Below are 21,868 nucleotides of genomic sequence, written 5' to 3'. Positions count from 1 at the left end.
ATTGGTAGACACGCCAGCTTCAGGTGCTGGTGACCGCAAGGTCGTGGAAGTTCGAGTCTTCTTCTGGGCACCAATTCAAGCTTCAAGGTTTACACACCTTGAAGCTCACAAAAACCCGCGAAAGCGGGTTTTTGCGTTTCCGGGCTTAACGCCCCCTCCTGACAATCTGCCAGACAAACCAGACTCCCCACTTATCGTCAAGACGCACATGAGAAACAATATCGTTTATCATTGTTACAAGTTTTTGCTACACGACAGTGAGGAACCCCGCGAATGATGTTTCGAACCACCCTGCGCCGCGCCTTGACCTTCACCCTGCTCGGCCTGACCCTCGCCATGCCCCTCACCGAAGCCGCCAACAAAGTGGAGCTGACCCTCTACAACGGCCAACACAAAGAAGTCGGCGACGAACTGGCCAAGGCCTTCGAAGCCAAGACCGGTATCCACGTCAACGTGCGCAAGGGCAGCAGCAACCAGCTCGCCAGCCAAGTGGTCGAAGAAGGTGAGCGCTCCCCAGCCGATGTGATCTACACCGAAGAATCGCCGCCGCTGAACAAACTCGGCGAACAAGGCTTGTTGGCGAAGATCGACGACGCCACCCTCAACGTACTGCCCAAGGACTATGTGGCCCGCGATGGCGCCTGGATGGGCGTGACCGCCCGCGTGCGCGTGGTCGCCTACAACCCCAAGCTGATCGACGAAAAAGACCTGCCGAAAACCGTCCTCGATTTCGCTCAGCCGCAATGGCAGGGCAAGGTCGGCTTCGTCCCGACCAGCGGCGCGTTCCAGGAACAAGCCGTCGCCATTATCAAATTGCATGGCAAGGAAGCCGCCGAAGAATGGCTCACCGGGCTGCGCGCGTTCGGCAAGGTCTACAGCAACAACATGGTTGCCCTCAAGGCCGTGGAGAACGGCGAGGTGGCAACCGTGCTGGTGAACAATTACTACTGGTTCGCCCTGCGGCGGGAAAAAGGCCAGCTCGACTCCAAGCTGCACTATTTCACAGGCGGCGACGCCGGCGGCCTGGTCACCGTCTCCAGCGCAGCTGCGCTCAAATCCAGCAAACACCCCAAGGAAGCCCAACAATTGCTCGCCTACATGGCCAGTGAAGAAGGCCAGCGCGTGATCACCCAGACGTCCGCCGAATACCCGCTGCACAAGGGCATGACGTCGGATCGCGGCCTCAAGCCTTTCAACGAGCTCGAACCACCGAAAGTCACCCCGGCCGACCTCGGCAACGCCGAAGAGGCACTGGAGCTGGAACGTGAAGTCGGCCTGAACTGATGACGCCTTCGCTGACTGCCGGCAATTACGTTCCGCGGCGCAAGCGCCCGTCGATCGGGTTGCTGCTTCCCGTATTGCTGCTGGTGCTGTCGAGCGCTCTTCCGCTGCTGTACGTCACCGTAAAAGCCTGGCAAGCCGGCTGGGCCGAGGCGCTGCACCTGCTCTGGCGGCCTTACGTGTTCGGCCTGCTGCGCAATACCCTGGCCCTGATGACCGGCGTCACGCTGGCCTGCGGCATCATCGGCCTATCCCTGGCCTGGCTACTGGAGCGCAGTGACCTACGGGGCCGTCGGGTCTGGGGCGTCATTTTGTGCCTGCCGTTCGCGGTGCCGGCGTTTGTCAGCAGCTTCACCTGGGTCTCCCTGAGCGCCCAATTCGAAGGACTGGGCGGGGCGATCCTGGTGATGACCCTGTCCAAATACCCGCTGATCTTTCTTCCCGTGGCAGCAACCCTGCGCAACCTCGACCCGTCCCTCGAAGAGTCCGCGCGCACCTTGGGGCAGAATCGCTGGGGCGTGTTCTTTCGCGTCACCCTGCCGCTGCTCTGGCCTTCGCTGCTGGCCGGCTCATTGTTGATTGCCCTGCACATGCTGGTGGAGTTCGGCGCGCTGTCGATCATCGGCCTGCAAACCTTTACCACAGCGATTTATCAGCAATTCGAGCTGGAATTCAGTAATGCCAATGCCGCCATGCTGTCGGCCGTGTTGTTGGCGCTGTGCCTGGTCCTGTTGTGGCTGGAGTTGCGAGTGCGCGGCAGGGGCCGTCACGCGCGCACCGGACAAGGTGCGGCGCGACAGGCCGAGCAAGTGCGACTCGGCGCCTGGGCAGTACCCGGCCAGCTGTATTGCTTGGGATTGGCGGTCATTGGCAGCGGTATTCCGCTGGGGATGTTGGCGTACTGGCTGGCGGTGGGCACTTCCGCCGCATTTCCGGCGGGCGAAATCGGCGAGGCGCTGTTGTCATCCCTAGCGCTTTCACTTGGCGGCGCTGCGCTCTGCCTGATACTCGCGGTGCCGGTCGGCCTGCTGGTGGTACGTCATAAGGGTCGCCTGGCGCTATGGGCCGAACGCCTGCCCTACTTGTTGCACGCCCTGCCAGGGCTGGTGATCGCCCTGAGCCTGGTGTATTTCGCCCTGCATTATGTGCCGGCGCTGTACCAGACTTCAGGTCTGCTGCTGATTGCCTATGCGCTGCTATTCCTGCCGCTGGCCCAAGCGCCGGTGCGTACCGCGCTGAACAAGGCTGCGCCGCAACTGGAAGAGGCGGCGCGAACACTGGGAGCTTCGTCGTTCAGTGCATTCTGTCGGGTGACGCTGCCGATCATCTTCCCGGCGCTGGGCGCGGCGTTCGCACTGGTGTTCCTGGATGCGATGAAAGAGTTGACCGCCACGCTGCTGCTCAGCCCCACCGGGCTCAATACATTGGCAACAGCCGTATGGGCACATACCTCGAATGTGGAGTTCGCAGCAGCTGCGCCTTATGCGGCGCTATTGATCCTGGTGTCGGGGTTGCCGGTTTATCTACTGACGACGCGGATGTATTTGAGCCGCTGAAGCGGCCATCGCAGGCAAGCTCGCTCCACAGGATAACCCTGTGGGCGAGCTTGCCTGCGAAAGGCCAGCGCTGGCTTTTCGATCAAGCCCTGAACTGCCCCAGGCTCGCCTTCAATTGCTCCGCCAAACTGTCCAGCACCTTGCCGCTGGCAGTGGTCTCGACCACGGCCTGGGCGGCTTTTTCGGCCTGGACATGAATGGTTTCCACTCGACTGCGCACCGCTTGCGCGCCTTGGGCTTGATGCGCCGCTGCCTGGGTCGCCAGGCCGATGGCCGCATGGACCTGCTCGACGGAGGCCTGCACCGACTGCTGCAACCGCGCACTGTCACGCAGCACCAACAAACCCTCGCTGGCCTGACGCCCGGCCTGGCCAATCGCAGCCACTGCTTCACGCGCGCCCTGTTGCAAGGCGACGATATGGGCCTGAATGTCGCCGGTCGAACTCTGGGTCTTGCTCGCCAGCGCCCGCACCTCATCCGCCACCACCGCGAACCCACGCCCGGTTTCCCCGGCCCGCGCCGCCTCGATGGCGGCGTTCAAGGCCAACAGGTTGGTTTGCTCGGCGATACCATGAATCACCGTCAACACCACTTCGATCTGCTCGCTCTGCTGCGCCAGCCGCTCAATGACCTTCGCCCCGGTGTCGACCTGTCCGGCCAATGCCTCGATCAAACCACCCACCTTGGCCGACGTGCGGGTGTTTTCGTCGGTAGCCTTGCGAATCTCCACCACCTGCTGCAAGGCGGCCTGCATCGCCTGGCTTTCCGACTGCGCTTCGTCCGCCATTTGCGACAGCGCCCGCAAGCTCTCGGCCACTTCATCGCGCTGCATGCCGGCCGCCGCATCGGCACCGGAGTTGCGCAAGGTCATCGCGCCAATTTCCTGACCGGTCCGCTGGGCCACATCCCCGGCCTCGCGGACGATGGGCTGCAACTTATCCACAAAGCGGTTGACCGCCGAAGCCATGTCGCCGATTTCGTCCTTGCTGCTGATTTGCACGCGCTTGGTCAGGTCGCCCTCGCCCGCCGCCAAGTCGTTCATCGCCGCGATCAATAGCTTCAAGCGATTGACCACCCGGCGCCCCAGCACCACGGCCAGCAACACCAGAACGCCAAAGCCCACCAGCGCCAGGCCCAGGCCGATACGCCAGCGCAAGGTTCCTGCGGCCTCTTGCACGGTAGCGGCGGTGTTGGTCTGCATTTGCGTGGCGGTTGCCTGCGCCGAACCCAGGCGGCCGCGCATGGCGGCGGCGCTGTCGGCAGCGGCGCCCTTGAGGCTGTCGCCCACCAGTTGATCGCTGCTGGCGATCAAAGCAGCAAAGCGTTGGTCGAGAGCCTTCAGATCGGCCTCAACGGAGGCCGTCGACACCCCCATCAACACCTTGCCGATTTCCACGCCGTTGGGGTTGATCGAAGCTTCGAGGTAATACACGGAGGGATCGTTCTTCGCCGCGTCCAGCACTTTGTCCAGCGCGCGCTCGCCCTTGCCCTTTTCCAGCAAGGCCTTGTTGATCGGGTTCTCCCGGTTCAGGTAGCGCGTAAGGTGTTCACCGGCGGCGTCGTCATAAATGACAAACAGCACGTTGGGATTGCGCTGGGCCCGGCGGGCGAATTCAGAAAGGGTCGGCACGTCGCTGTCCCACATGGCGCGCGGAGCGACCGAAGCAAGAAGCTGCGCCATATCATTGGCGGATTCCTTGAGGCTTTTCTCCAGCGTCGTGCGCAGTTGCGCCTGCTCGTCCTTCAATCGCGTGGACAAACCGGCGGTAAGGCGTTGCCGGGTGCTGGTCGACAAACTGTCCAGGCTCGAGGTGACTTCACGCCCGGCCTGCTCCAGTTCACCAGACAACTTTTGACTGTCACCCCCCAGCCGAGCGTTTAGATCGGCCTCCAGCGCGGTGACCGTGCTTCGGGTCAGCGCAACGGCGACCAGCACTTGCACCAAAAGGGCGATACCGAGGGTAACGAACACCGGCCGCAGCAGACGGCTTTGTAACAGTGAGAGAACGGCCGACACAGGAGAATCCCTCTACTAACGCCATTAATTTGATAGCACTCGTATAGATGTGCTGGTAATGGAGTTGCATAGCAAGTGTCGTGCCGCACGGGTGGCAGAAACGACAAAGGACCCTAACGAGGGTCCTTTGTGTTTTACATCAACGGCTTATCAGCCGAATGGATGACGCAGAACGATGGTTTCGTTGCGGTCCGGCCCCGTCGAAATAATGTCGATCGGCGCACCGACCAATTCTTCGACACGCTTGATGTAGTTGCGAGCCGCTACAGGCAGCTCTTCCAAGGTCTTGGCGCCTACGGTCGATTCGGTCCAGCCTGGCATCTGCTCATACACCGGCTCAAGGCCGATGTAGCTGTCGGCATCGGTCGGTGCGTCGATGACCGCGCCGTCCTGGTTCTTGTAGCCCACGCAGATGTTGATGGTTTCCAGGCCGTCCAGTACGTCCAGCTTGGTCAGGCACAGGCCCGAGATGCTGTTGACGTCGATGGCGCGACGCAGGATGACGGCATCGAACCAGCCGCAACGACGGGCGCGACCGGTGGTAGCGCCGAACTCATGGCCGCGCTTGGCCAGGAAGGCACCGACATCGTCGAACAGCTCAGTCGGGAACGGACCCGAGCCGACGCGCGTGGTGTAGGCCTTTGTGATGCCCAGGATGTAGTCCAGGTACATCGGACCAAAACCCGAACCGGTGGCGATGCCGCCCGCGGTGGTGTTGGAGCTGGTGACGTACGGGTAGGTGCCGTGGTCGATGTCCAGCAACGAGCCTTGGGCGCCTTCGAACATGATGTCCTTGCCGGCGCGGCGCAGCTCGTGCAGCTCGGCGGTGACGTCGAGCATCATCGGCTTGAGCAGCTCGGCGTATTCCATGCATTCGTCCAGGGTCTTCTGGAAGTCGATGGCCGGCTCTTTGTAATAGTTGACCAGGACAAAGTTGTGGTAATCCAGCAACTCGCCCAGCTTGGCGGCGAAACGCTCGCGGTGGAACAGATCACCGATGCGCAGGCCGCGACGGGCGACCTTGTCTTCGTAGGCCGGGCCGATGCCGCGACCGGTAGTGCCGATCTTCAGCTCGCCACGGGCCTTTTCACGGGCCTGGTCCAGCGCAACGTGATAGGACAGGATCAGCGGGCAGGACGGGCTGATGCGCAGGCGCTCGCGCACCGGCACACCCTTCTCTTCCAGCTTGATGATTTCCCGCAGCAGGGCGTCGGGCGCAACCACCACGCCGTTGCCGATCAGGCACTGCACACCTTCGCGCAATACGCCCGACGGGATCAGGTGCAGGACGGTTTTTTCACCGTCGATCACCAAGGTGTGACCTGCGTTGTGGCCACCCTGGTAGCGCACTACGGCGGCAGCATGTTCGGTCAGCAGATCAACGATCTTGCCTTTGCCCTCATCACCCCACTGGGTGCCCAGGACTACGACATTCTTACCCATAACACTTGTCCTCATTCGCGCAAACTTGGTGCCGGCTAAAGGCCGGCAGGAAAACTCAAGAAGCCAGCGGCAATACTTGCCAAAGCCCGTTCTGCTGAATCAATTGCCGGTCGCAGTCCGCTTCACGGGCGGCGGCCAAAGGTTGCCCAGGCAATGCCTGGACAACGCGCTGACCCTCACTGCGCAACTGGCAGACCATCTGCCAGAGTGCCGCATCCGTACTGTCCGGCATCCAGATACCGCCAGACGGTAGCTCGATTTCAGCACGCCCCAGGGTCACCAGGGTTTTCAAATCAGTAGAGAAACCGGTCGCCGGACGGGCGCGACCAAAGTCGGCACCGATGTCGTCGTAGCGACCGCCCTGGGCGATGGACTGGCCAACACCCGGCACGAACACGGCGAACACCACGCCAGTGTGATAGTGATAACCGCGCAACTCACCCAGGTCGAAATACAGCGGCAACTCGGGGAAGCGCACCGACAAACGATCGGCAATCGCCAGCAGATCGTCCAGTGCCGCCAACACCGGCGCCGGCGCATGGGCCAAGCGCTCACGGGCCGCAACCAACACCTCACGGCCGCCACACAGATCCACCAACGCACGCAACATGCCGGACAACTCGGCCGGCAGGCCTTCGGTCAGGCTGACAACTTCGTCGATGGCCTTGCGCTGCAGCGCGTCGAACAACTGCTGTTCCACTTCGCCGGACAAACCGGCCGCACGGGCCAGGCCACGATAGATGCCGACATGCCCCAGGTCCATGTGGACATCCGGCACGTCAGCCAGTTGCAGCATAGCCAACATCAGGCTGATGACTTCTACGTCACTGCTCGGGCTGGCGTCGCCATACAGCTCGGCGCCCAGCTGGATCGGACTGCGCGAAGACGACAAGGCACGCGGCTGGGCATGCAAGACACTGCCGGCATAGCACAGCCGGCTGGGACCTTCGCGGCGCAGGGTGTGGGCGTCGATGCGTGCCACTTGCGGCGTGATGTCGGCACGAAAGCCCATCTGTCTACCCGACTGAGGATCGATAACCTTGAAGGTACGCAGGTCCAGGTCCTGGCCCGCGCCGGTCAGCAGGGATTCCAGGTACTCGATATGCGGGGTAACGACGAACTCGTAACCCCAGCTCTGGAACAGATCCAACACCTGCCGACGCGCAACTTCAATACGCGCAGCTTCCGGTGGCAGTACTTCTTCGATGCCATCTGGCAGCAGCCAGCGGTCTACCGTTGCCATTACGCCATTCCCCTATGGTCCGGGCGGCCAGCCTTCAGGCTGGCCTTGAGTGAAGCAGAAAATGCCGGCGCCATGCGAAGATCCGCAAACCACGCGCAAGGGCGACGTGACGAATGGCCCTGGATCGGCCTCGCCAAGCACTTTCCTCGAAAAACCTGTCGAGTAGTTCAACCCGACGCCTGCACCTATAACCACAATCAAACGTGCAGACGCAAAAAAGCCGGGAATTTCCCGGCTGCCGCATCATACACACGTTTTCCGAAAGGATCACCCCGCCCGACGTTTTAGCCGCCGGGCGGAGTGCTTCAGGTCAACGTCGCATCAAGGCTTGGACTTTTCCAGGTAGTGGAAGAAGTCGCTGCTTGGGTCGAGGACCAAGACGTCGGATTTGTTCGCGAAGCTTTCACGGTAGGCACGCAGGCTACGGTAGAACGCGTAGAACTCCTGATCCTGACCATAAGCCTTGGAGTAGATCGAAGCGGCCTGGGCATCACCATCACCACGGACCTCTTCCGATTCACGATAGGCTTCGGCCAGCAGCACGCGGCGTTGGCGATCGGCGTCGGCACGGATGCCTTCGGCCAACTCGTTACCCTTGGCGCGGTGCTCGCGAGCCTCACGCTCACGCTCGGTGCTCATCCGCTCGAACACGCTGCGGTTCACTTCCTTCGGCAGGTCAATGGCCTTGACCCGGACATCGACGACTTCGATACCCAGCTCTTTTTCCGCCATCGTGTTCAGCGAACGGGTGATGTCGGCCATGAGCGCATCACGCTCACCAGACACCACTTCGTGCAGGGTGCGCTTACCGAACTGGTCCCGCAGGCCCGATTCCAGACGACGTGACAGACGCTCGTCGGCGATCTGCTTGAGGCCGGAGGTCGCGGTGTAGAAACGCTCGGCATCCTTCACGCGCCACTTGGCGTAGGCGTCGACCATCACGGCCTTCTTTTCCAGCGTCAGGAAACGCTGCGTCGGTGCATCCAACGTCATCAGGCGAGCGTCGAACTTGCGCACCTTGTTGACGTACGGCACTTTCACATGCAGCCCCGGCTGGACATCAGCCTGGACCACGCGACCGAATTGCAGCAACACCGCCCGCTCGGTCTGAGCCACGATGTAGAAGCAGTTCCAGGCAGCGATCGCCACGACGACACCGACAATAAGGGCGATCAGCGATTTATTGCTCATCAGCGACTCTCCCTGGTACGTGCTTGCTGTTGCTGCAGATCCGCCGCCGCGCGGGCATTGGCTTCATTGCTGGCGGCTGCCGCGCTGGTCGGCGGCGTGCTGGTGTTGCGACCGCTCTCGACCATCTTGTCCAACGGCAGGTACAGCAGATTGCTCTGGCCGTTCTTGTTGCCCGTCACGAGGACCTTGCTGGTATTGCTGAAGACTTCCTGCATGGTGTCCAGGTACAGACGCTGGCGGGTGACTTCAGGGGCTTTGCGATACTCGGCTACCAGTTTGGTGAAGCGATCAGCCTCACCCTTGGCGCGGGAGACCACTTCGTCGCGATAACCGTTGGCATCCTCGATGATGCGCTGGGCCTGACCCCGGGCTTCCGGCACGACGCCGTTGGCATAGGTTTCAGCCTGGTTGCGCGAACGCTGCTCGTCTTCACGGGCACGGATCACGTCGTCGAAGGCTTCCTGGACTTCACGCGGTGCCGCTGCGCTCTGCACGTTGACCTGGGTAACGGTGATACCGGTGCGATAGGTGTCGAGGAAGCGCTGCAGGCGTTCCTTGATCTCGCTGGCCATCAGTTCACGACCTTCGGTCAGCACCTGGTCCATGGCGGTGGAACCCACCACATGGCGCAAGGCGCTTTCGGTCGCGTGCTGCAGGCTGATTTCCGGCTGGTCGACGTTCAGCACGAAGTCCTGCAGGTTGGTGATCTTGTACTGCACGGTCAGCGGCACTTCGACGATGTTCTCGTCTTCGGTCAGCATCTGGCCCTGCTTGGTGTAGGCACGCTCACGCGTGACGTTCTCCATGTACTTCTGATCGATCGGCGGAAAGTAGATGTTCAGGCCCGGGCCTACGGTTTCGTAGTACTTGCCGAAGCGCAGCACCACGGCCTGCTCCTGCTCGTCCACGACATAGACCGCGCTGTACAGCCAGACAGCCGCGAGTACGACAAGACCGATGCCGAGCAGGCCGAAACCTCCGCTCTTGCCCGGACGGCTGCCGCCATCGTCACCGCGTTTCTTACCACCACCGAACAAACCGTTCAGGCTTTCCTGCAGCTTGCGGAAGGCCTCGTCGAGATCCGGTGGTCCCTTGCGGTCGCCGTTGTTACGACGCTTGCCGCCCCAGGGATCCTGGTTATTCGAGTTGCCACCCGGCTCATTCCAAGCCATAGCGCTCTCCATCTGATAAAGCAAAGACGCACCCACGGCGCGCCGGCCAATGCTACAGAATGCCTGACACAGCTTTCTCAGGCTTTTATTGCAAAGTGTGTTGCTCGATGAATTCCATCGGTTGCAGCCCTTCACGACTGACCAACCGGTTCAGTTCCGCCCGAGGCAGGCGAACAGCCAGCAGGCAGACGCCATCTTCATCATGTTCTTCTTTCTGCACCGCGCCCAACTCGAAGAACTGGGCACGCAGCCGGGCAAAACGCTGCGGCAGCTTCAGGGTGCCGACGAACAAGTCATCGCCCAGCAGCTCCGCCACGGCCTGCTTGAGCAGGTCCAATCCACTGCCATCACGAGCTGACAGCCAGACCCGTTGCGGCTTGCCGTCGGCATCGCGCTGGATCTGCGGCTCCACGCCCTCGAGCAAATCGAGTTTGTTGTATACCTCGAGGATCGGCAAGTCCTGGGCCCCGATCTCACCCAGCACGACCATTACCTGCTCGATCTGCAGCATCCGGTCCGGCTCGGCGGCATCGATCACGTGCAGCAGCAGGTCGGAGTTGCTCGACTCTTCGAGCGTAGCCCGGAAAGCCTCGACGAGTTTATGCGGAAGGTGACGGATGAAGCCTACGGTGTCGGCCAGCACGATCGGCCCGAGGTCAGCCAGGTCGAGCCGGCGCAGGGTCGGGTCGAGCGTGGCGAACAACTGGTCGGCGGCGTAGACGTCGGATTGAGTGACGTTGTTGAACAAGGTCGATTTGCCGGCGTTGGTATAACCCACCAGTGAAACCGTCGGGATGTCCGCCCGCTTGCGGCCACGACGCGACTGCTCGCGCTGGCTGCGGACTTTTTCCAGCCGCCCCTTGATCTGGCGCAGGCGAACCCGCAACAGGCGCCGGTCGGTTTCCAGCTGGGTTTCACCCGGACCACGCAGGCCGATCCCGCCTTTTTGGCGTTCAAGGTGAGTCCAGCCGCGGACCAGCCGCGTACTCATGTGTTCAAGCTGGGCCAGTTCGACCTGGAGCTTGCCTTCATGGGTACGTGCGCGTTGGGCGAAGATGTCGAGAATCAGCCCTGTGCGGTCGATCACGCGGCACTCGAAGACACGTTCGAGGTTGCGCTCCTGACTGGGCGTGAGGATGTGATTGAAAATCACCAGATCGATGTGCTCGGCCTTGACCAGGTCGCGCAACTCCTCGACCTTGCCACTGCCGATCAGGAACTTGGCGGTTGGCCGATGACGCGGCACGTTGACAAACGCGACGGTCTCGGCGCCGGCCGAAATTGCCAATTCCTGAAACTCCTGCGGATCTTCGCGCGCCTCAGGGTCCTGTCCTTCCAAGTGAACGAGAATAGTCCGCTCACCACCACCGTGGCGCTCAAAGAACAAAGGAGGCTCCTATCAAGCGTTACCCGGTTCAGCGTCACCGCCTTCGGATTCGGTTGCGCTAGGCAGACGAATTGGACGAACCGGCACCACTGTCGAGATAGCGTGTTTGTAGACCATTTGGCTGACGGTGTTCTTCAGCAGGATGACGAACTGGTCGAAAGACTCGATCGTGCCTTGCAGTTTGATCCCGTTGACCAGATAGATGGACACCCCAACTTTTTCTTTACGTAAAGTGTTCAAGTAAGGGTCTTGTAGCGAATGCCCTTTTGACATGTGCCGCACTCCTTTAAGGATCAATTATAAAAATCGGAATCAGATGGCTTGGGCCGTCACACCCCCAAGGATAGACGGCAATTGCAAGGACTCAGCTCAATATGGAGATGGTCCCAAGGTATTTCAAGGCGCGTGGCAGATTGTCGCAATCAAGGCTGTCGAGCCAATGCAAGTCAGTCCAGCTGCGCAGCCAGGTGAACTGGCGCTTTGCCAATTGGCGCGTGGCGATAATCCCGCGTTCGCGCATCTCGGCTGACGTCAGCTTGCCGTCCAGGTAGTCCCAGACTTGTCGATAACCTACCGCACGTATAGACGGCAACCCGGCATGCAGGTCACTTCGCTCACGCAGGGCTACGACCTCGTCTATGAATCCCTGTTCCAACATTAATGTGAATCTTTGTTCAATTCGCCGATGCAGCACTTGCCGGTCCGCCGGAGCGATGGCCAGATTCGCGACAGTATAGGGCAATTGTTGCAGTCCCGAAGCGGCTGCTTCAGTACTTTGCGCAGATTGTCGCTGCCTGAGGGCCGTCATGCTTTGGCCGCTGACCCGATAAACCTCCAGGGCCCGGCTGAGCCGTTGCGGGTCATTGGGGTGAATACGCGCCGCCGACTGCGGGTCGATGACCGCCAATTGCTCATGAAGTGCTTGCCAGCCAAGGCGCGCGGCTTCTTCTTCGATCTGCGCGCGCACTTCGGGGTCGGCGGCCGGCATGTCCGCCAGCCCCTCGACCAAGGCCTTGTAATAAAGCATGGTGCCGCCCACCAGCAGCGGGATCTTCCCCCGGGCGGTGATCTCGGCCATGGCCTGGAGCGCGTCACGGCGAAAATCGGCTGCCGAATAAGCCTCGGCCGGGTCGAGGATGTCGATCAGGCGATGGGGAAATTCGGCCAGCAGTTCTTTTGACGGCTTGGCGGTGCCGATGTCCATGCCGCGGTACACCAGCGCCGAATCGACGCTGATCAACTCGCAGGGCAGGACTTTGGTCAGCTCAATGGCTAGGTCGGTCTTGCCAGCGGCCGTCGGCCCCATCAGGAAAATCGCAGGAGGGAGCTGGTTCATCAACGACCGCGCAGGAACAGTTTGTCCAGGTCGTCCAGGCCCAGTTGGGTCCAGGTCGGCCGGCCGTGGTTGCATTGGCCACTGCGTTCGGTGTTTTCCATGTCCCGCAACAGGCCGTTCATTTCCGGCAGGGCCAGGCGCCGATTGGCACGGATCGCGCCGTGACAGGCCATGGTGCCGAGCAGTTCATTCAGGTGCGCCTGGATCCGGTCACTGGTGCCGTACTCCATCAAGTCCGCCAGCACATCGCTGACCAGCCGATTGGCCTCGGCCTGTTTCAACAAGGCCGGGATCTGCCGGATCGCCAGGGTTTCCGGCCCCAGCCGCTGTAACTCAAAGCCCAGGCGCTGGAACCAGCTCACATGCTCTTCCGCACAATCAGCCTCGCGCTGGCTGACGGCGAGGGATTCGGGCACCAGCAGCGGCTGGCCACTCAACCCTTCGCTGGCCATGGCGATCTTCAGCCGTTCGTACATGATCCGCTCGTGGGCGGCGTGCATGTCCACCAGGACCAGGCCCTGGGCGTTTTCCGAGAGAATATAGATGCCCTTGAGCTGAGCCAGGGCATAACCCAGCGGCGGGATGTCGCCCTGGCCGTCGGGAAGTGCCGCCGCGCCGGTTTCCGGCAATGGCTTGAAGAATTCGCGATAGGCCGCCTGGGCCTCGGCTGCCGGCACGTTCGATTGCGGGCGCGGGGTGTATTGATACTGATAGCCGCTGCCGGCACCGTTGCCGGCCGTGTTGTAGCTCGGCTGAGGCTGGGGTTGCTCCAGCAAGGCATTGGCCGCCAGGCGCATTTCACCCTGGGGCCCGAATTCGCCGGCCTCCAGCCCCGTTGGCCGGACCATGCCCGCCACTGCCGCCGGAGCCGCGAGTTGATCTTCCGGACGCACGTCGCCCAGCGCCCGGTGCAAGGTGCCATAAAGGAAATCATGGACCATGCGCCCATCACGGAAACGCACTTCGTGCTTGGTCGGATGGACATTGACGTCCACCACCGAAGGGTCGACTTCGAAAAACAATACAAAAGTCGGATGCCGTCCGTTGAACAACACATCGCGATACGCCTGGCGCACGGCGTGGGCCACCAGTTTGTCGCGAACCGCACGACCGTTCACATAGAAATACTGCAAGTCCGCCTGGCTGCGGGAGAACGTCGGCAACCCGACCCAGCCCCACAGGTGCAGGCCATTGCGCTCCACCTCGATAGGCAATGCCTGTTCCAGGAAACCCGCACCGCACACCGCGCCGACACGTCGGGCGCGGGCCGCATCATCGTGAGCCTCGTGCAGGCTGAGGATGGTCTTGCCGTTGTGGCGCAGGTGGAACGCCACGTCAAAACGCGCCAGGGCCAGGCGTTTGATGACTTCCTGCAGGTGGTCGAATTCAGTCTTCTCGGCCTTGAGAAACTTGCGCCGGGCCGGGGTGTTGAAGAACAGGTCGCGCACTTCCACCGACGTGCCCACCGGATGGGCCGCGGGCTGGACGCGAGAGGCCATGTCGCGGCCTTCGGTCTCGACCTGCCAGGCCTGCTCGGCGTCGCGGGTGCGTGAGGTGAGGGTCAGGCGCGACACGGAGCTGATGGAGGCCAGGGCCTCGCCACGAAACCCCAGGCTCATGACCCGTTCCAAGTCTTCGAGGTCGCGAATCTTGCTGGTGGCGTGGCGGGCCAGGGCCAGCGGCAAATCGTCGGAAGGAATACCGCCACCGTCATCGCGTACACGCAACAACTTGACGCCGCCCTGCTCGACATCGACGTCGATGCGTTTGGCCCCGGAGTCGAGGCTGTTTTCCAGCAATTCCTTGATGACCGAGGCCGGGCGTTCGACCACCTCGCCGGCGGCGATCTGGTTCGCCAGCCGAGGGCTGAGCAGTTCGATGCGGGCGCTGCTGCCGATCACTTCGTCACTCATTGCTTGGCCGCCACTTCATTGCCCGGAATGGTCAGGGTCTGGCCGATCTTGAGCTCGTCACTCTTGAGATTGTTGGCGCTGCGCAAGGTGGCGGGCGACACCTGGTAACGCACGGCAATCATGGCCAGGGTTTCGCCAGGATTGACCCGGTGATCCCGCGGGCCTTGGGCGATCTTGCCGGAGTCGCGCAACCAGGCGATGTAGGTGCCCGGCGGCGGATTCTGCTGGAAGAACTGCCGCACGCCACTGCTGATGGATCGGGCCAGGGCCTGCTGATGGCTCGCGGACGACAGTTTCGAGGCTTCGTTGGCGTTGGAGATGAACCCGGTCTCCACCAGGATCGACGGGATGTCCGGCGACTTGAGCACCATGAACCCGGCCTGTTCGACGCGCTGCTTGTGCAGCGGCGTGACGCGTCCAATATTGCTCAGGACCTTCTGGCCGACGTTCAGGCTGGAGGTCAACGAGGCGGTCATCGACAAGTCCAGCAACACACCCGCGAGCATCCGGTCCTTGTCGTCGAGGCTGACATTGCCCGCACCGCCAATCAGGTCGGAGCGGTTTTCACTGTCGGCCAGCCAGCGAGCAGTCTCGGAGGTAGCGCCGCGGTCGGACAGGGCAAACACCGAGGCCCCGAATGCCGCGGTCGAAGGTGCGGCGTCAGCGTGAATCGAGACAAACAGGTCGGCGCCTTTCTTGCGGGCGATTTCCGTGCGGCCGCGCAACGGGATGAAATAATCGCCAGTGCGGGTCAGTTCGGCGCGGAAGCCTTTCATGCCGTTGACCTGGCGCTGCAATTCGCGAGCGATCGAGAGCACCACGTCTTTTTCACGCTGCCCACGCGAACCCGAGGCGCCCGGGTCCTCGCCACCGTGGCCGGCGTCGATCACGACAATGATGTCGCGCTTGCCAGCGGGCGCTGGCGGGAGCTTGAGCGCAGGTTCGGTCGGAGTCACCGGCACCGCCGGCACCGTGGCAACCTTGGTCGGCGGCGGTGGCGGCGGGTCGGCATCGGCCGGGTTGTCGAACAGGTCCACCACCAGCCGGTTGCCGTACTGGGCGTTGGGGGCCAGGGTGAAGCTCTTCGGAGTCACGGCTTTTTTCAGGTCGATGACCACCCGCAGGTCGGTCGGCGTACGCTGGGCCGAGCGCATCGCGGTAATCGGTGTGTTGGAGGTGGGCACGTTCAACGGCGCGCCGAGGGACGCACCATTGATGTCGATCACCAGGCGATCCGGGGCCGTGAGGGTAAAGACGCTGTGCTGCACCGGGCCTGTCAGGTCGAACACCAGCCTTGTATTGTCCGGCGCCCGCCAGAGGCGAACGCTGTTGACCTTTGTCTCAGCCACAGCATCGACGGCCAGTGCCGTAAGCAACAGTCCTACGACAGCAACCACCGCGCGAAAGCGCATACCAAACCCCATCATCAATTAATTTTCCAATGCCAAAGCGGCACACCACGACTCGCCACGCGAGCCCTGCGGAGACAGTTTCAACAAACGCCCGCCATTCTGCGCGCCAATGGTAATGGTCAGGTCGGGCTTTGGCAAAAAGCCTGCACCTTTCTGGGGCCATTCGATCAGGCATAAGGCGTCGTCTTCGAAATAATCACGGATACCGAGGAACTCCAATTCTTCGGGGTCCACCAGCCGGTACAGGTCGAAATGGAACGCGCGGATGTCACCGATTTCGTAGGGTTCGACCAAGGTAAACGTCGGGCTCTTGACTGACCCGACGTGACCGAGACCGCGGATAATGCCACGGGACAAAGTGGTTTTCCCCGCGCCGAGATCCCCTTCGAGAAAGATCAGGCCATGGCCGGCGGTGATCTGCGCGATGCGGGCGCCAAATTGTGTCATGGCATGTTCGTCCGCCACGTACAGGGTTACTTCAGACACGGTGAATGCTCCTCCAACAACTGACGAATGACCGGAATCAGGTCGGTGGCCACCAATCCCCGTCCCAGTTGACCGGCTTGCGCGCCAGCATTGGCGTGCAACCAGACTGCCAGGCAGGCCGCGTCGAAGCCTTCCAGACCCTGGGCCAGCAAGGCGCCGACCACGCCGGCCAATACATCTCCCAGGCCAGCCGTGGCCATGGCCGGATGACCCTGGCGGCAAACGGCCAGGCGGCCGTCCGGACTTGCAATCAGGCTGCCGGCGCCCTTGAGGATCACGGTGGCTGTATATTTTTTGCTCAACGCATGGGCGGCGGCCGAACGATCGGCCTGCACCTGGACAGTGGAGATTCCCAGCAATCGCGCGGCCTCGCCCGGGTGCGGGGTGATGACGCACTGCTCGGGCAGGCTGACCGCGCCGCTGCTCAACAGGTTCAGCGCATCGGCGTCCCACACTTGCGGCAACGGCGCGTTGGCCGCCGCCGACAACAGACTACGGCCCCAGGCGGCCTGGCCCAGGCCCGGCCCGACCACCAGCACGCTGGCCTGCTTGAGCAAGCCCATCAATTGGTTCGCCGAATGGGTGCCTTGCACCATGACTTCCGGCAAACGCGCCAGGACGCAGGTCACATGCTCGCTGCGCGTCGACATGGAAATCATTCCCGCGCCGCAGCGCAGGGCGCTTTCGGCGCTCATCTGGATCGCGCCGCCGAAGCCCCGGTCGCCGCCGATCAACAACACATGACCGAACTTGCCTTTGTGGGATGTGGGCGCGCGAGGCGTCAGACGTGGCAGATTGCGCGGCAGGAGCAATCGAGCATTGGCCGGCGCCAATTCAACGATGTCCGGGTCCGCGTGCAAATCATTGAAAAACAATTCACCGACCCGGTCCGCCGCATCCCCCGTGAACAGGCCAAGCTTCAGGCCGATGAAAGTCACGGTCAGGTCAGCTGTCACCGCAGTGCCCAGCACTCGACCGGTATCGGCACACAATCCCGAGGGGATATCCACAGCGGCGACAGGCAGGCCACTGACATTGATGGTATCGATGGCCCGCACATAAGGCTCGCGCACATCGCCACTCAGCCCCGTGCCGAGCAGTGCGTCGAGCAATACACCGCGCAACTCGCATTCGTCCGTCCAGGGCTCTACTGGCACACCAACCGCCACGGCTTCGGCATGGGCATTGGCCGCATCACCGAGCAAACGCCGGGGCTCGCCCACCGCCAGCACTCGGACCGACCAGCCGGCGCGCCGGGCCAGGGTCGCGACCAGGTAGCCATCGCCGGCGTTGTTGCCATGGCCGGCCAGCACGGTCAGCTCGCTGGCTTCAGGCCAGCGCCGGACAATGGCTCGCCAGGTGGCGCGGGCGGCGCGCTGCATCAATTCGAAGCCGCTGGTGCCCGCCGCGATCAGCTGTGCGTCGAGGGACCGGACCTGCGCGGCACTGTACAGCGCGTCGGGAAAATCATCTTTAGTCTGCGGCATGCGTCTTCGGGCTCCGATGTCTGGCAGAATTATACGCATCTCAGCTCCGGTTTCTCTCGCCTCATGCCTGCCATTCCCACCGATCTTGCCACTCTCGCCCAATCCATCAAGGACTGGGGCCGCGAGCTGGGTTTCCAGCAGGTCGGCATCAGCGGCCTGGACCTCGCCGAGCATGAACAGCACCTGCAACGCTGGCTGGAGGCCGGTTACCACGGCGAAATGGACTATATGGGCGCCCACGGCAGCAAGCGCTCGCATCCAGAAGAGTTGGTGCCCGGCACCTTGCGCGTGGTGTCCCTGCGCATGGATTACCTGCCAGGCGACACGCAAATGGCGCAACGGCTTGCCCAACCGGAAAAAGCCTACGTCTCGCGTTATGCGTTGGGCCGCGATTACCACAAATTGATCCGTAAACGCGTGCAGCAACTGGCGGAAAAAATCCAGGCGGCCATTGGCCCCTTTGGCTATCGCGCGTTCGTCGATAGCGCGCCGGTGCTGGAAAAAGCCATCGCCGAACAGGCCGGGCTGGGCTGGATCGGCAAGAACACCTTAGTGCTGAACCGCAAGGCCGGCAGCTATTTCTTCCTGAGCGAACTGTTCGTCGATCTTCCGCTGCCGGTAGACCCGCCCCATGCCAGCGAACATTGCGGAAAATGTACCGCCTGCCTGGATATCTGTCCTACCAACGCATTCGTCGGCCCCTACGTACTGGATGCACGGCGGTGCATTTCCTACCTCACTATCGAGCTGAAAGATGCCATTCCGGAGGACCTGCGGCCATTGATCGGCAATCGGGTGTTCGGCTGTGACGACTGCCAGATCGTCTGCCCGTGGAACCGCTTCGCCCGGCCGTCGGGGGAAGGCGACTTCAAGCCCCGCCACAACCTCGACAATGCTGAACTGGCCGAATTGTTCATGTGGGATGAGGACAAATTCCTCAGCAGCACCGAGGGTTCGCCGCTACGCCGCGCCGGTTACGAACGCTGGCTGCGCAACCTGGCGGTGGGGCTCGGGAACGCGCCTACGACGATACCGGTAATGGAAGCGTTAAAGGCGCGACGGGACTATCCGTCAGCCTTGGTGCAGGAACATGTGGAATGGGCGTTGCGCCAGCACGCCGAGCGTCAGACTTCGTCGTTATAGACAAACTTGGGCATTTCCCAGTGGAAGCGGATTGCCAGGAGCCGCAGCAGGAAACCGCCAAACAGCGTGATGAGGATCGACTGTTCGCTGGGCAGCTGCAGGAAGACGCATAACAGATAGCACCACGCGGCAGCAAACGAGACGCTGGCATAAAGCTCACGGCGGAAGATCAGCGGGATATCGTTGCAGAAGATGTCCCGGAGGATGCCGCCGAACACCCCTGTTATTACGCCGCTGACCGACGCCACCAACATGCCGTGCCCCATCTCCAGTGCGGTCATGCAGCCAATCAAGGTGAACGCCACCAGGCCCACGGCGTCGAGCACCAGGAACAGCGAGCGCAAGTGACGCATCCAGCGTGCCAGGAATACCGTCAGCATGGCCGCCGCAGTGGTCAGCACCAGGTATTCCGGATGCTTGACCCAGGTCAGCGGGTAGTGCCCCAGCAGAACGTCGCGCACCGAGCCGCCACCCAGCGCCGTGATGCAGGCGATCAGCACCACGCCGAACCAGTCCATGCCCCGTCGCCCGGCGGACAGCGCGCCGGTCATGGCTTCGGCGGTGATGGCGATCAGATACAGCATCAGCAGCATGATGGCGGTCCTTGCAGGAAGGCGCGCAGTCTAGCCAGTTTGGGCTGGCACCAAAAGAGGGCAAGGCGTCGCTCAACGGCTAAGCCCCCCTTGTGGCGAGGGAGCTTGCTCCCGCTCGGCTGCGCAGCAGTCGCAAACCAGACGATTGAGTCTTCCTGGAAAACTGTTGGGGCCTGCTTCGCAGGCCAGCGGGAGCAAGCTCCCTCGCCACAAGAGCGCCGTGCGTTTCAATCAGAACTTGATGAAATGCTTGCGGTAATGCTGCAACTCGGCGATGGACTCGCGAATGTCATCCAGGGCCAGGTGCGTGCTGCCTTTCTGGAAGCTGTCGCGAACTTCGGGGGCCCAGCGGGCGGCGAGCTCCTTGAGGGTCGAGACGTCCAGGTTGCGATAGTGGAAATAGCTTTCCAACGATTTCATGTGGGTATACAGGAAGCGCCGGTCCTGGCAGATGCTGTTGCCGCAGATCGGCGATTTGCCCCTCGGCACCCATTGCTCGAGGAAGGCGATGGTCTGGGCTTCCGCCTCGGCCATGCTGATCTTGCTGTCGCGCACCCGCTGGGTCAGGCCCGAGCCACCGTGCTGGCGAGTGTTCCACTCGTCCATGCCGGCCAGGATCTCGTCGCTGTGATGGATAGCGATTACCGGCCCCTCGGCCAGGGTGTTCAGATCGCTGTCGGTGACGATGGTGGCCATCTCGATGATGACGTCGGTGTCGGGGTTCAGACCGGTCATTTCCAGGTCGATCCAGATGAGGTTTTGCGGGTTTTGCATGGGAAAGCTCCTCGGCGTAGCTGCGCAGTTTAGCCTAGGCAGCCTCCGGGGCGTGCTAAACTCGCCGCCGTTTTACCCTATTCGCTGCATTTCTTCATACGGAACACCCATGGCCAAACGCCAACTCAATCGTCGTCAGAACTGGCGCATCGAAAAGATCCAGGGCGAGCGCGCCGCCCGCGCCGCCAAACGCGAGTCCAGCGCTGTCGAAGCCTTGGAAGGCGGTGACCTGGGCCCGGAACAGACCGGGCTGGTGATCGCTCACTTCGGTGTGCAGGTCGAGGTCGAGGCCAAGGAAGGCGAACTGGCCGGCCAGGTTTTCCGTTGCCACCTTCGAGCCAACCTGCCAGCGCTGGTGACCGGCGACCAGGTCGTCTGGCGCGCGGGCAACCAGGGCATCGGCGTGATCGTCGCGCAATTGCCACGCCATACCGAGCTGTGCCGTCCGGACAGCCGAGGCCAACTCAAGCCCGTGGCCGCCAACGTCGACATGATCGTGATCGTGTTCGCCCCGCTGCCCGAGCCCCATGCCAACCTGATCGACCGCTACCTGGTGGCAGCGGAACACGCCGGCATCCGTCCGTTGTTGCTGCTCAACAAGTTCGACCTGATCGACGAACACAACGCCACGGCGCTGAACGCCCTGCTGTCGGTCTATCGGGATCTGGGTTATCCGGTGCTGGAAGTCTCGGCCCACCACGGCAATGGCATGGAGCAGTTGCAACAGCAGTTGGACGGGCGCATCAGCGTGTTCGTCGGCCAGTCCGGCGTCGGCAAGTCTTCGCTGGTCAACAGCCTGCTACCGGAAGTCGAGACCCGCGTCGGGCCATTGTCCGAATTGTCTGGCCAGGGCACCCACACCACCACCACCGCGCGGCTGTTCCATTTCCCCGGTGGCGGTGAACTGATCGACTCGCCAGGTATCCGCGAATTCGGCCTGGGGCATGTCAGCCGGGCCGATGTCGAGGCCGGGTTCATCGAGTTCAACGAACTGATCGGTACCTGTCGCTTTCGTGATTGCAAGCACGACCGCGAGCCCGGTTGCGCCCTGCTAAAGGCATTGGAAGAAGGTCGCGTGCATCAGCAACGGATGAACAGCTACCGCTCGATCATCGCCAGCCTGCCGGAAAGCAGTTACTGAACGGCACGCAATATCAGGCCGATCACTCTTGTGGCGAGGGAGCTTGCTCCCGCTGGACTGCGAAGCAGGCCCCAACAGTCTCCAGCCAGACCGAGTTGTCCGGCCTTGCGACTGCTGCGCAGCCGAGCGGGAGCAAGCTCCCTCGCCACAAAGGCAAGCAAGCCTCAAGTGAACAGTAGCCCATAAAAAAGCCGACGATGAACAGACTGTGTGAAAACCTAGCAATCTGTTGGTCGGTTGAAGAAAATGCCCGTATCGCAAGATACGGGCATTTTTCTTATGCGCTATATCCA

General features: G+C 62.1%; 19 protein-coding genes. 5 read left to right on the top strand and 14 right to left on the bottom strand.

Annotation, left to right across the window (positions count from 1 at the left end; all coding sequences use genetic code 11):
• The 3 genes from HU806_RS26600 to HU806_RS25705 all read left to right on the top strand — a co-directional run.
• Positions 1-277: hypothetical protein (locus HU806_RS26600; RefSeq protein WP_238350239.1), on the top strand; the 277-nt coding region annotated here is incomplete at its 5' end.
• Positions 274-1,284, top strand: coding sequence for an extracellular solute-binding protein (locus HU806_RS25710; protein ID WP_186615641.1), 1,011 nt, complete (start codon positions 274-276; stop codon positions 1,282-1,284). The genes HU806_RS26600 and HU806_RS25710, both read left to right, overlap by 4 nt.
• Positions 1,284-2,837, top strand: coding sequence for an ABC transporter permease (locus HU806_RS25705; RefSeq protein WP_186615639.1), 1,554 nt, complete (start codon positions 1,284-1,286; stop codon positions 2,835-2,837). Before HU806_RS25710 ends, HU806_RS25705 begins: the two co-directional genes overlap by 1 nt.
• A gap of 82 nt (positions 2,838-2,919) precedes the next feature.
• Here the strand turns inward: HU806_RS25705 and HU806_RS25700 are convergent, their stop codons facing one another.
• The 12 genes from HU806_RS25700 to HU806_RS25645 all read right to left on the bottom strand — a co-directional run bounded on the left by HU806_RS25700 (position 2,920) and on the right by HU806_RS25645 (position 17,924).
• Positions 2,920-4,854, bottom strand: coding sequence for a methyl-accepting chemotaxis protein (locus HU806_RS25700; RefSeq protein WP_186615636.1), 1,935 nt, complete (start codon positions 4,852-4,854; stop codon positions 2,920-2,922).
• A 150-nt stretch (positions 4,855-5,004) separates the two neighbouring features.
• Positions 5,005-6,297, bottom strand: a complete 1,293-nt coding sequence (locus tag HU806_RS25695; RefSeq protein WP_039592540.1) for an adenylosuccinate synthase — start codon at positions 6,295-6,297, stop codon at positions 5,005-5,007.
• A 55-nt stretch (positions 6,298-6,352) separates the two neighbouring features.
• Positions 6,353-7,540: an ATP phosphoribosyltransferase regulatory subunit gene (locus HU806_RS25690; protein WP_186615634.1), complete on the bottom strand. Its 1,188-nt coding sequence runs from the start codon at positions 7,538-7,540 to the stop codon at positions 6,353-6,355.
• A gap of 321 nt (positions 7,541-7,861) precedes the next feature.
• Entirely contained in the window at positions 7,862-8,731 is an 870-nt protein-coding gene (gene hflC / locus HU806_RS25685) for a protease modulator HflC (protein WP_014336306.1), read from the bottom strand.
• Positions 8,731-9,903 (bottom strand): FtsH protease activity modulator HflK, encoded by a 1,173-nt coding sequence (gene hflK / locus HU806_RS25680; protein WP_186615632.1) that lies wholly within the window; start codon positions 9,901-9,903, stop codon positions 8,731-8,733. The genes hflC and hflK overlap by 1 nt, the downstream gene beginning before the upstream one ends.
• A gap of 85 nt (positions 9,904-9,988) precedes the next feature.
• Positions 9,989-11,290, bottom strand: a complete 1,302-nt coding sequence (gene hflX, locus HU806_RS25675) for a ribosome rescue GTPase HflX (RefSeq protein WP_186615630.1) — start codon at positions 11,288-11,290, stop codon at positions 9,989-9,991.
• Between the two features lie 12 nt (positions 11,291-11,302).
• Positions 11,303-11,563, bottom strand: coding sequence for an RNA chaperone Hfq (gene hfq / locus HU806_RS25670; protein WP_003186419.1), 261 nt, complete (start codon positions 11,561-11,563; stop codon positions 11,303-11,305).
• 91 nt (positions 11,564-11,654) lie between these two features.
• Positions 11,655-12,626: a tRNA (adenosine(37)-N6)-dimethylallyltransferase MiaA gene (gene miaA, locus HU806_RS25665; RefSeq protein WP_186615628.1), complete on the bottom strand. Its 972-nt coding sequence runs from the start codon at positions 12,624-12,626 to the stop codon at positions 11,655-11,657.
• The gene (gene mutL, locus HU806_RS25660; protein ID WP_189672578.1) at positions 12,626-14,539 is read right to left on the bottom strand and encodes a DNA mismatch repair endonuclease MutL; all 1,914 of its coding nucleotides are present in this window, start codon (positions 14,537-14,539) and stop codon (positions 12,626-12,628) included. The genes miaA and mutL overlap by 1 nt, the downstream gene beginning before the upstream one ends.
• Positions 14,536-15,966 (bottom strand): N-acetylmuramoyl-L-alanine amidase, encoded by a 1,431-nt coding sequence (locus HU806_RS25655; RefSeq protein WP_186615626.1) that lies wholly within the window; start codon positions 15,964-15,966, stop codon positions 14,536-14,538. The genes mutL and HU806_RS25655 overlap by 4 nt, the downstream gene beginning before the upstream one ends.
• Before the next feature lie 3 nt (positions 15,967-15,969).
• Positions 15,970-16,437: a tRNA (adenosine(37)-N6)-threonylcarbamoyltransferase complex ATPase subunit type 1 TsaE gene (gene tsaE, locus HU806_RS25650; protein WP_186615623.1), complete on the bottom strand. Its 468-nt coding sequence runs from the start codon at positions 16,435-16,437 to the stop codon at positions 15,970-15,972.
• The gene (locus HU806_RS25645) at positions 16,425-17,924 is read right to left on the bottom strand and encodes an NAD(P)H-hydrate dehydratase (RefSeq protein ID WP_186615622.1); all 1,500 of its coding nucleotides are present in this window, start codon (positions 17,922-17,924) and stop codon (positions 16,425-16,427) included. Before HU806_RS25645 ends, tsaE begins: the two co-directional genes overlap by 13 nt.
• 63 nt (positions 17,925-17,987) lie before the next feature.
• Here HU806_RS25645 and queG point away from each other — a divergent pair, with 63 nt between their 5' ends.
• Complete coding sequence (queG, locus tag HU806_RS25640) at positions 17,988-19,067, top strand: tRNA epoxyqueuosine(34) reductase QueG (RefSeq protein WP_186615620.1); 1,080 nt, start codon at positions 17,988-17,990, stop codon at positions 19,065-19,067.
• Here queG and HU806_RS25635 read toward each other — a convergent pair.
• Positions 19,049-19,663 (bottom strand): TRIC cation channel family protein, encoded by a 615-nt coding sequence (locus tag HU806_RS25635; protein ID WP_186615643.1) that lies wholly within the window; start codon positions 19,661-19,663, stop codon positions 19,049-19,051. The two genes, queG and HU806_RS25635, sit on opposite strands and share 19 nt — an antisense overlap.
• A 228-nt stretch (positions 19,664-19,891) precedes the next feature.
• Positions 19,892-20,434 carry an oligoribonuclease gene (orn, locus tag HU806_RS25630; RefSeq protein ID WP_186615618.1) on the bottom strand — a complete coding sequence of 181 codons (543 nt, stop codon included), beginning with the start codon at positions 20,432-20,434 and terminating at the stop codon, positions 19,892-19,894.
• Between the two features lie 109 nt (positions 20,435-20,543).
• Between orn and rsgA the strand changes: the two genes are divergently transcribed.
• Complete coding sequence (gene rsgA, locus HU806_RS25625; RefSeq protein ID WP_186615616.1) at positions 20,544-21,575, top strand: small ribosomal subunit biogenesis GTPase RsgA; 1,032 nt, start codon at positions 20,544-20,546, stop codon at positions 21,573-21,575.
• The last annotated feature ends 293 nt before the right edge of the window (positions 21,576-21,868 follow it).

The sequence above is a fragment of the Pseudomonas sp. SWRI154 genome (genome assembly GCF_014268645.1).
Lineage (GTDB): Bacteria > Pseudomonadota > Gammaproteobacteria > Pseudomonadales > Pseudomonadaceae > Aquipseudomonas > Aquipseudomonas marvdashtae.
This window is presented reverse-complemented; position numbering and strand designations above follow the sequence as displayed.

Coding starts and splice junctions, on each gene's coding strand:
- HU806_RS25710 (WP_186615641.1), top strand. CDS start 274: ATGATGTTTCGAACCACCCTGCGCCGCGCCTTGACCTTCACCCTGCTC.
- HU806_RS25705 (WP_186615639.1), top strand. CDS start 1,284: ATGACGCCTTCGCTGACTGCCGGCAATTACGTTCCGCGGCGCAAGCGC.
- HU806_RS25695 (WP_039592540.1), bottom strand. CDS start 6,297: ATGGGTAAGAATGTCGTAGTCCTGGGCACCCAGTGGGGTGATGAGGGC.
- HU806_RS25690 (WP_186615634.1), bottom strand. CDS start 7,540: ATGGCAACGGTAGACCGCTGGCTGCTGCCAGATGGCATCGAAGAAGTA.
- hflC (WP_014336306.1), bottom strand. CDS start 8,731: ATGAGCAATAAATCGCTGATCGCCCTTATTGTCGGTGTCGTCGTGGCG.
- hflK (WP_186615632.1), bottom strand. CDS start 9,903: ATGGCTTGGAATGAGCCGGGTGGCAACTCGAATAACCAGGATCCCTGG.
- hfq (WP_003186419.1), bottom strand. CDS start 11,563: ATGTCAAAAGGGCATTCGCTACAAGACCCTTACTTGAACACTTTACGT.
- miaA (WP_186615628.1), bottom strand. CDS start 12,626: ATGAACCAGCTCCCTCCTGCGATTTTCCTGATGGGGCCGACGGCCGCT.
- mutL (WP_189672578.1), bottom strand. CDS start 14,539: ATGAGTGACGAAGTGATCGGCAGCAGCGCCCGCATCGAACTGCTCAGC.
- HU806_RS25655 (WP_186615626.1), bottom strand. CDS start 15,966: ATGATGGGGTTTGGTATGCGCTTTCGCGCGGTGGTTGCTGTCGTAGGA.
- HU806_RS25645 (WP_186615622.1), bottom strand. CDS start 17,924: ATGCCGCAGACTAAAGATGATTTTCCCGACGCGCTGTACAGTGCCGCG.
- queG (WP_186615620.1), top strand. CDS start 17,988: ATGCCTGCCATTCCCACCGATCTTGCCACTCTCGCCCAATCCATCAAG.
- orn (WP_186615618.1), bottom strand. CDS start 20,434: ATGCAAAACCCGCAAAACCTCATCTGGATCGACCTGGAAATGACCGGT.
- rsgA (WP_186615616.1), top strand. CDS start 20,544: ATGGCCAAACGCCAACTCAATCGTCGTCAGAACTGGCGCATCGAAAAG.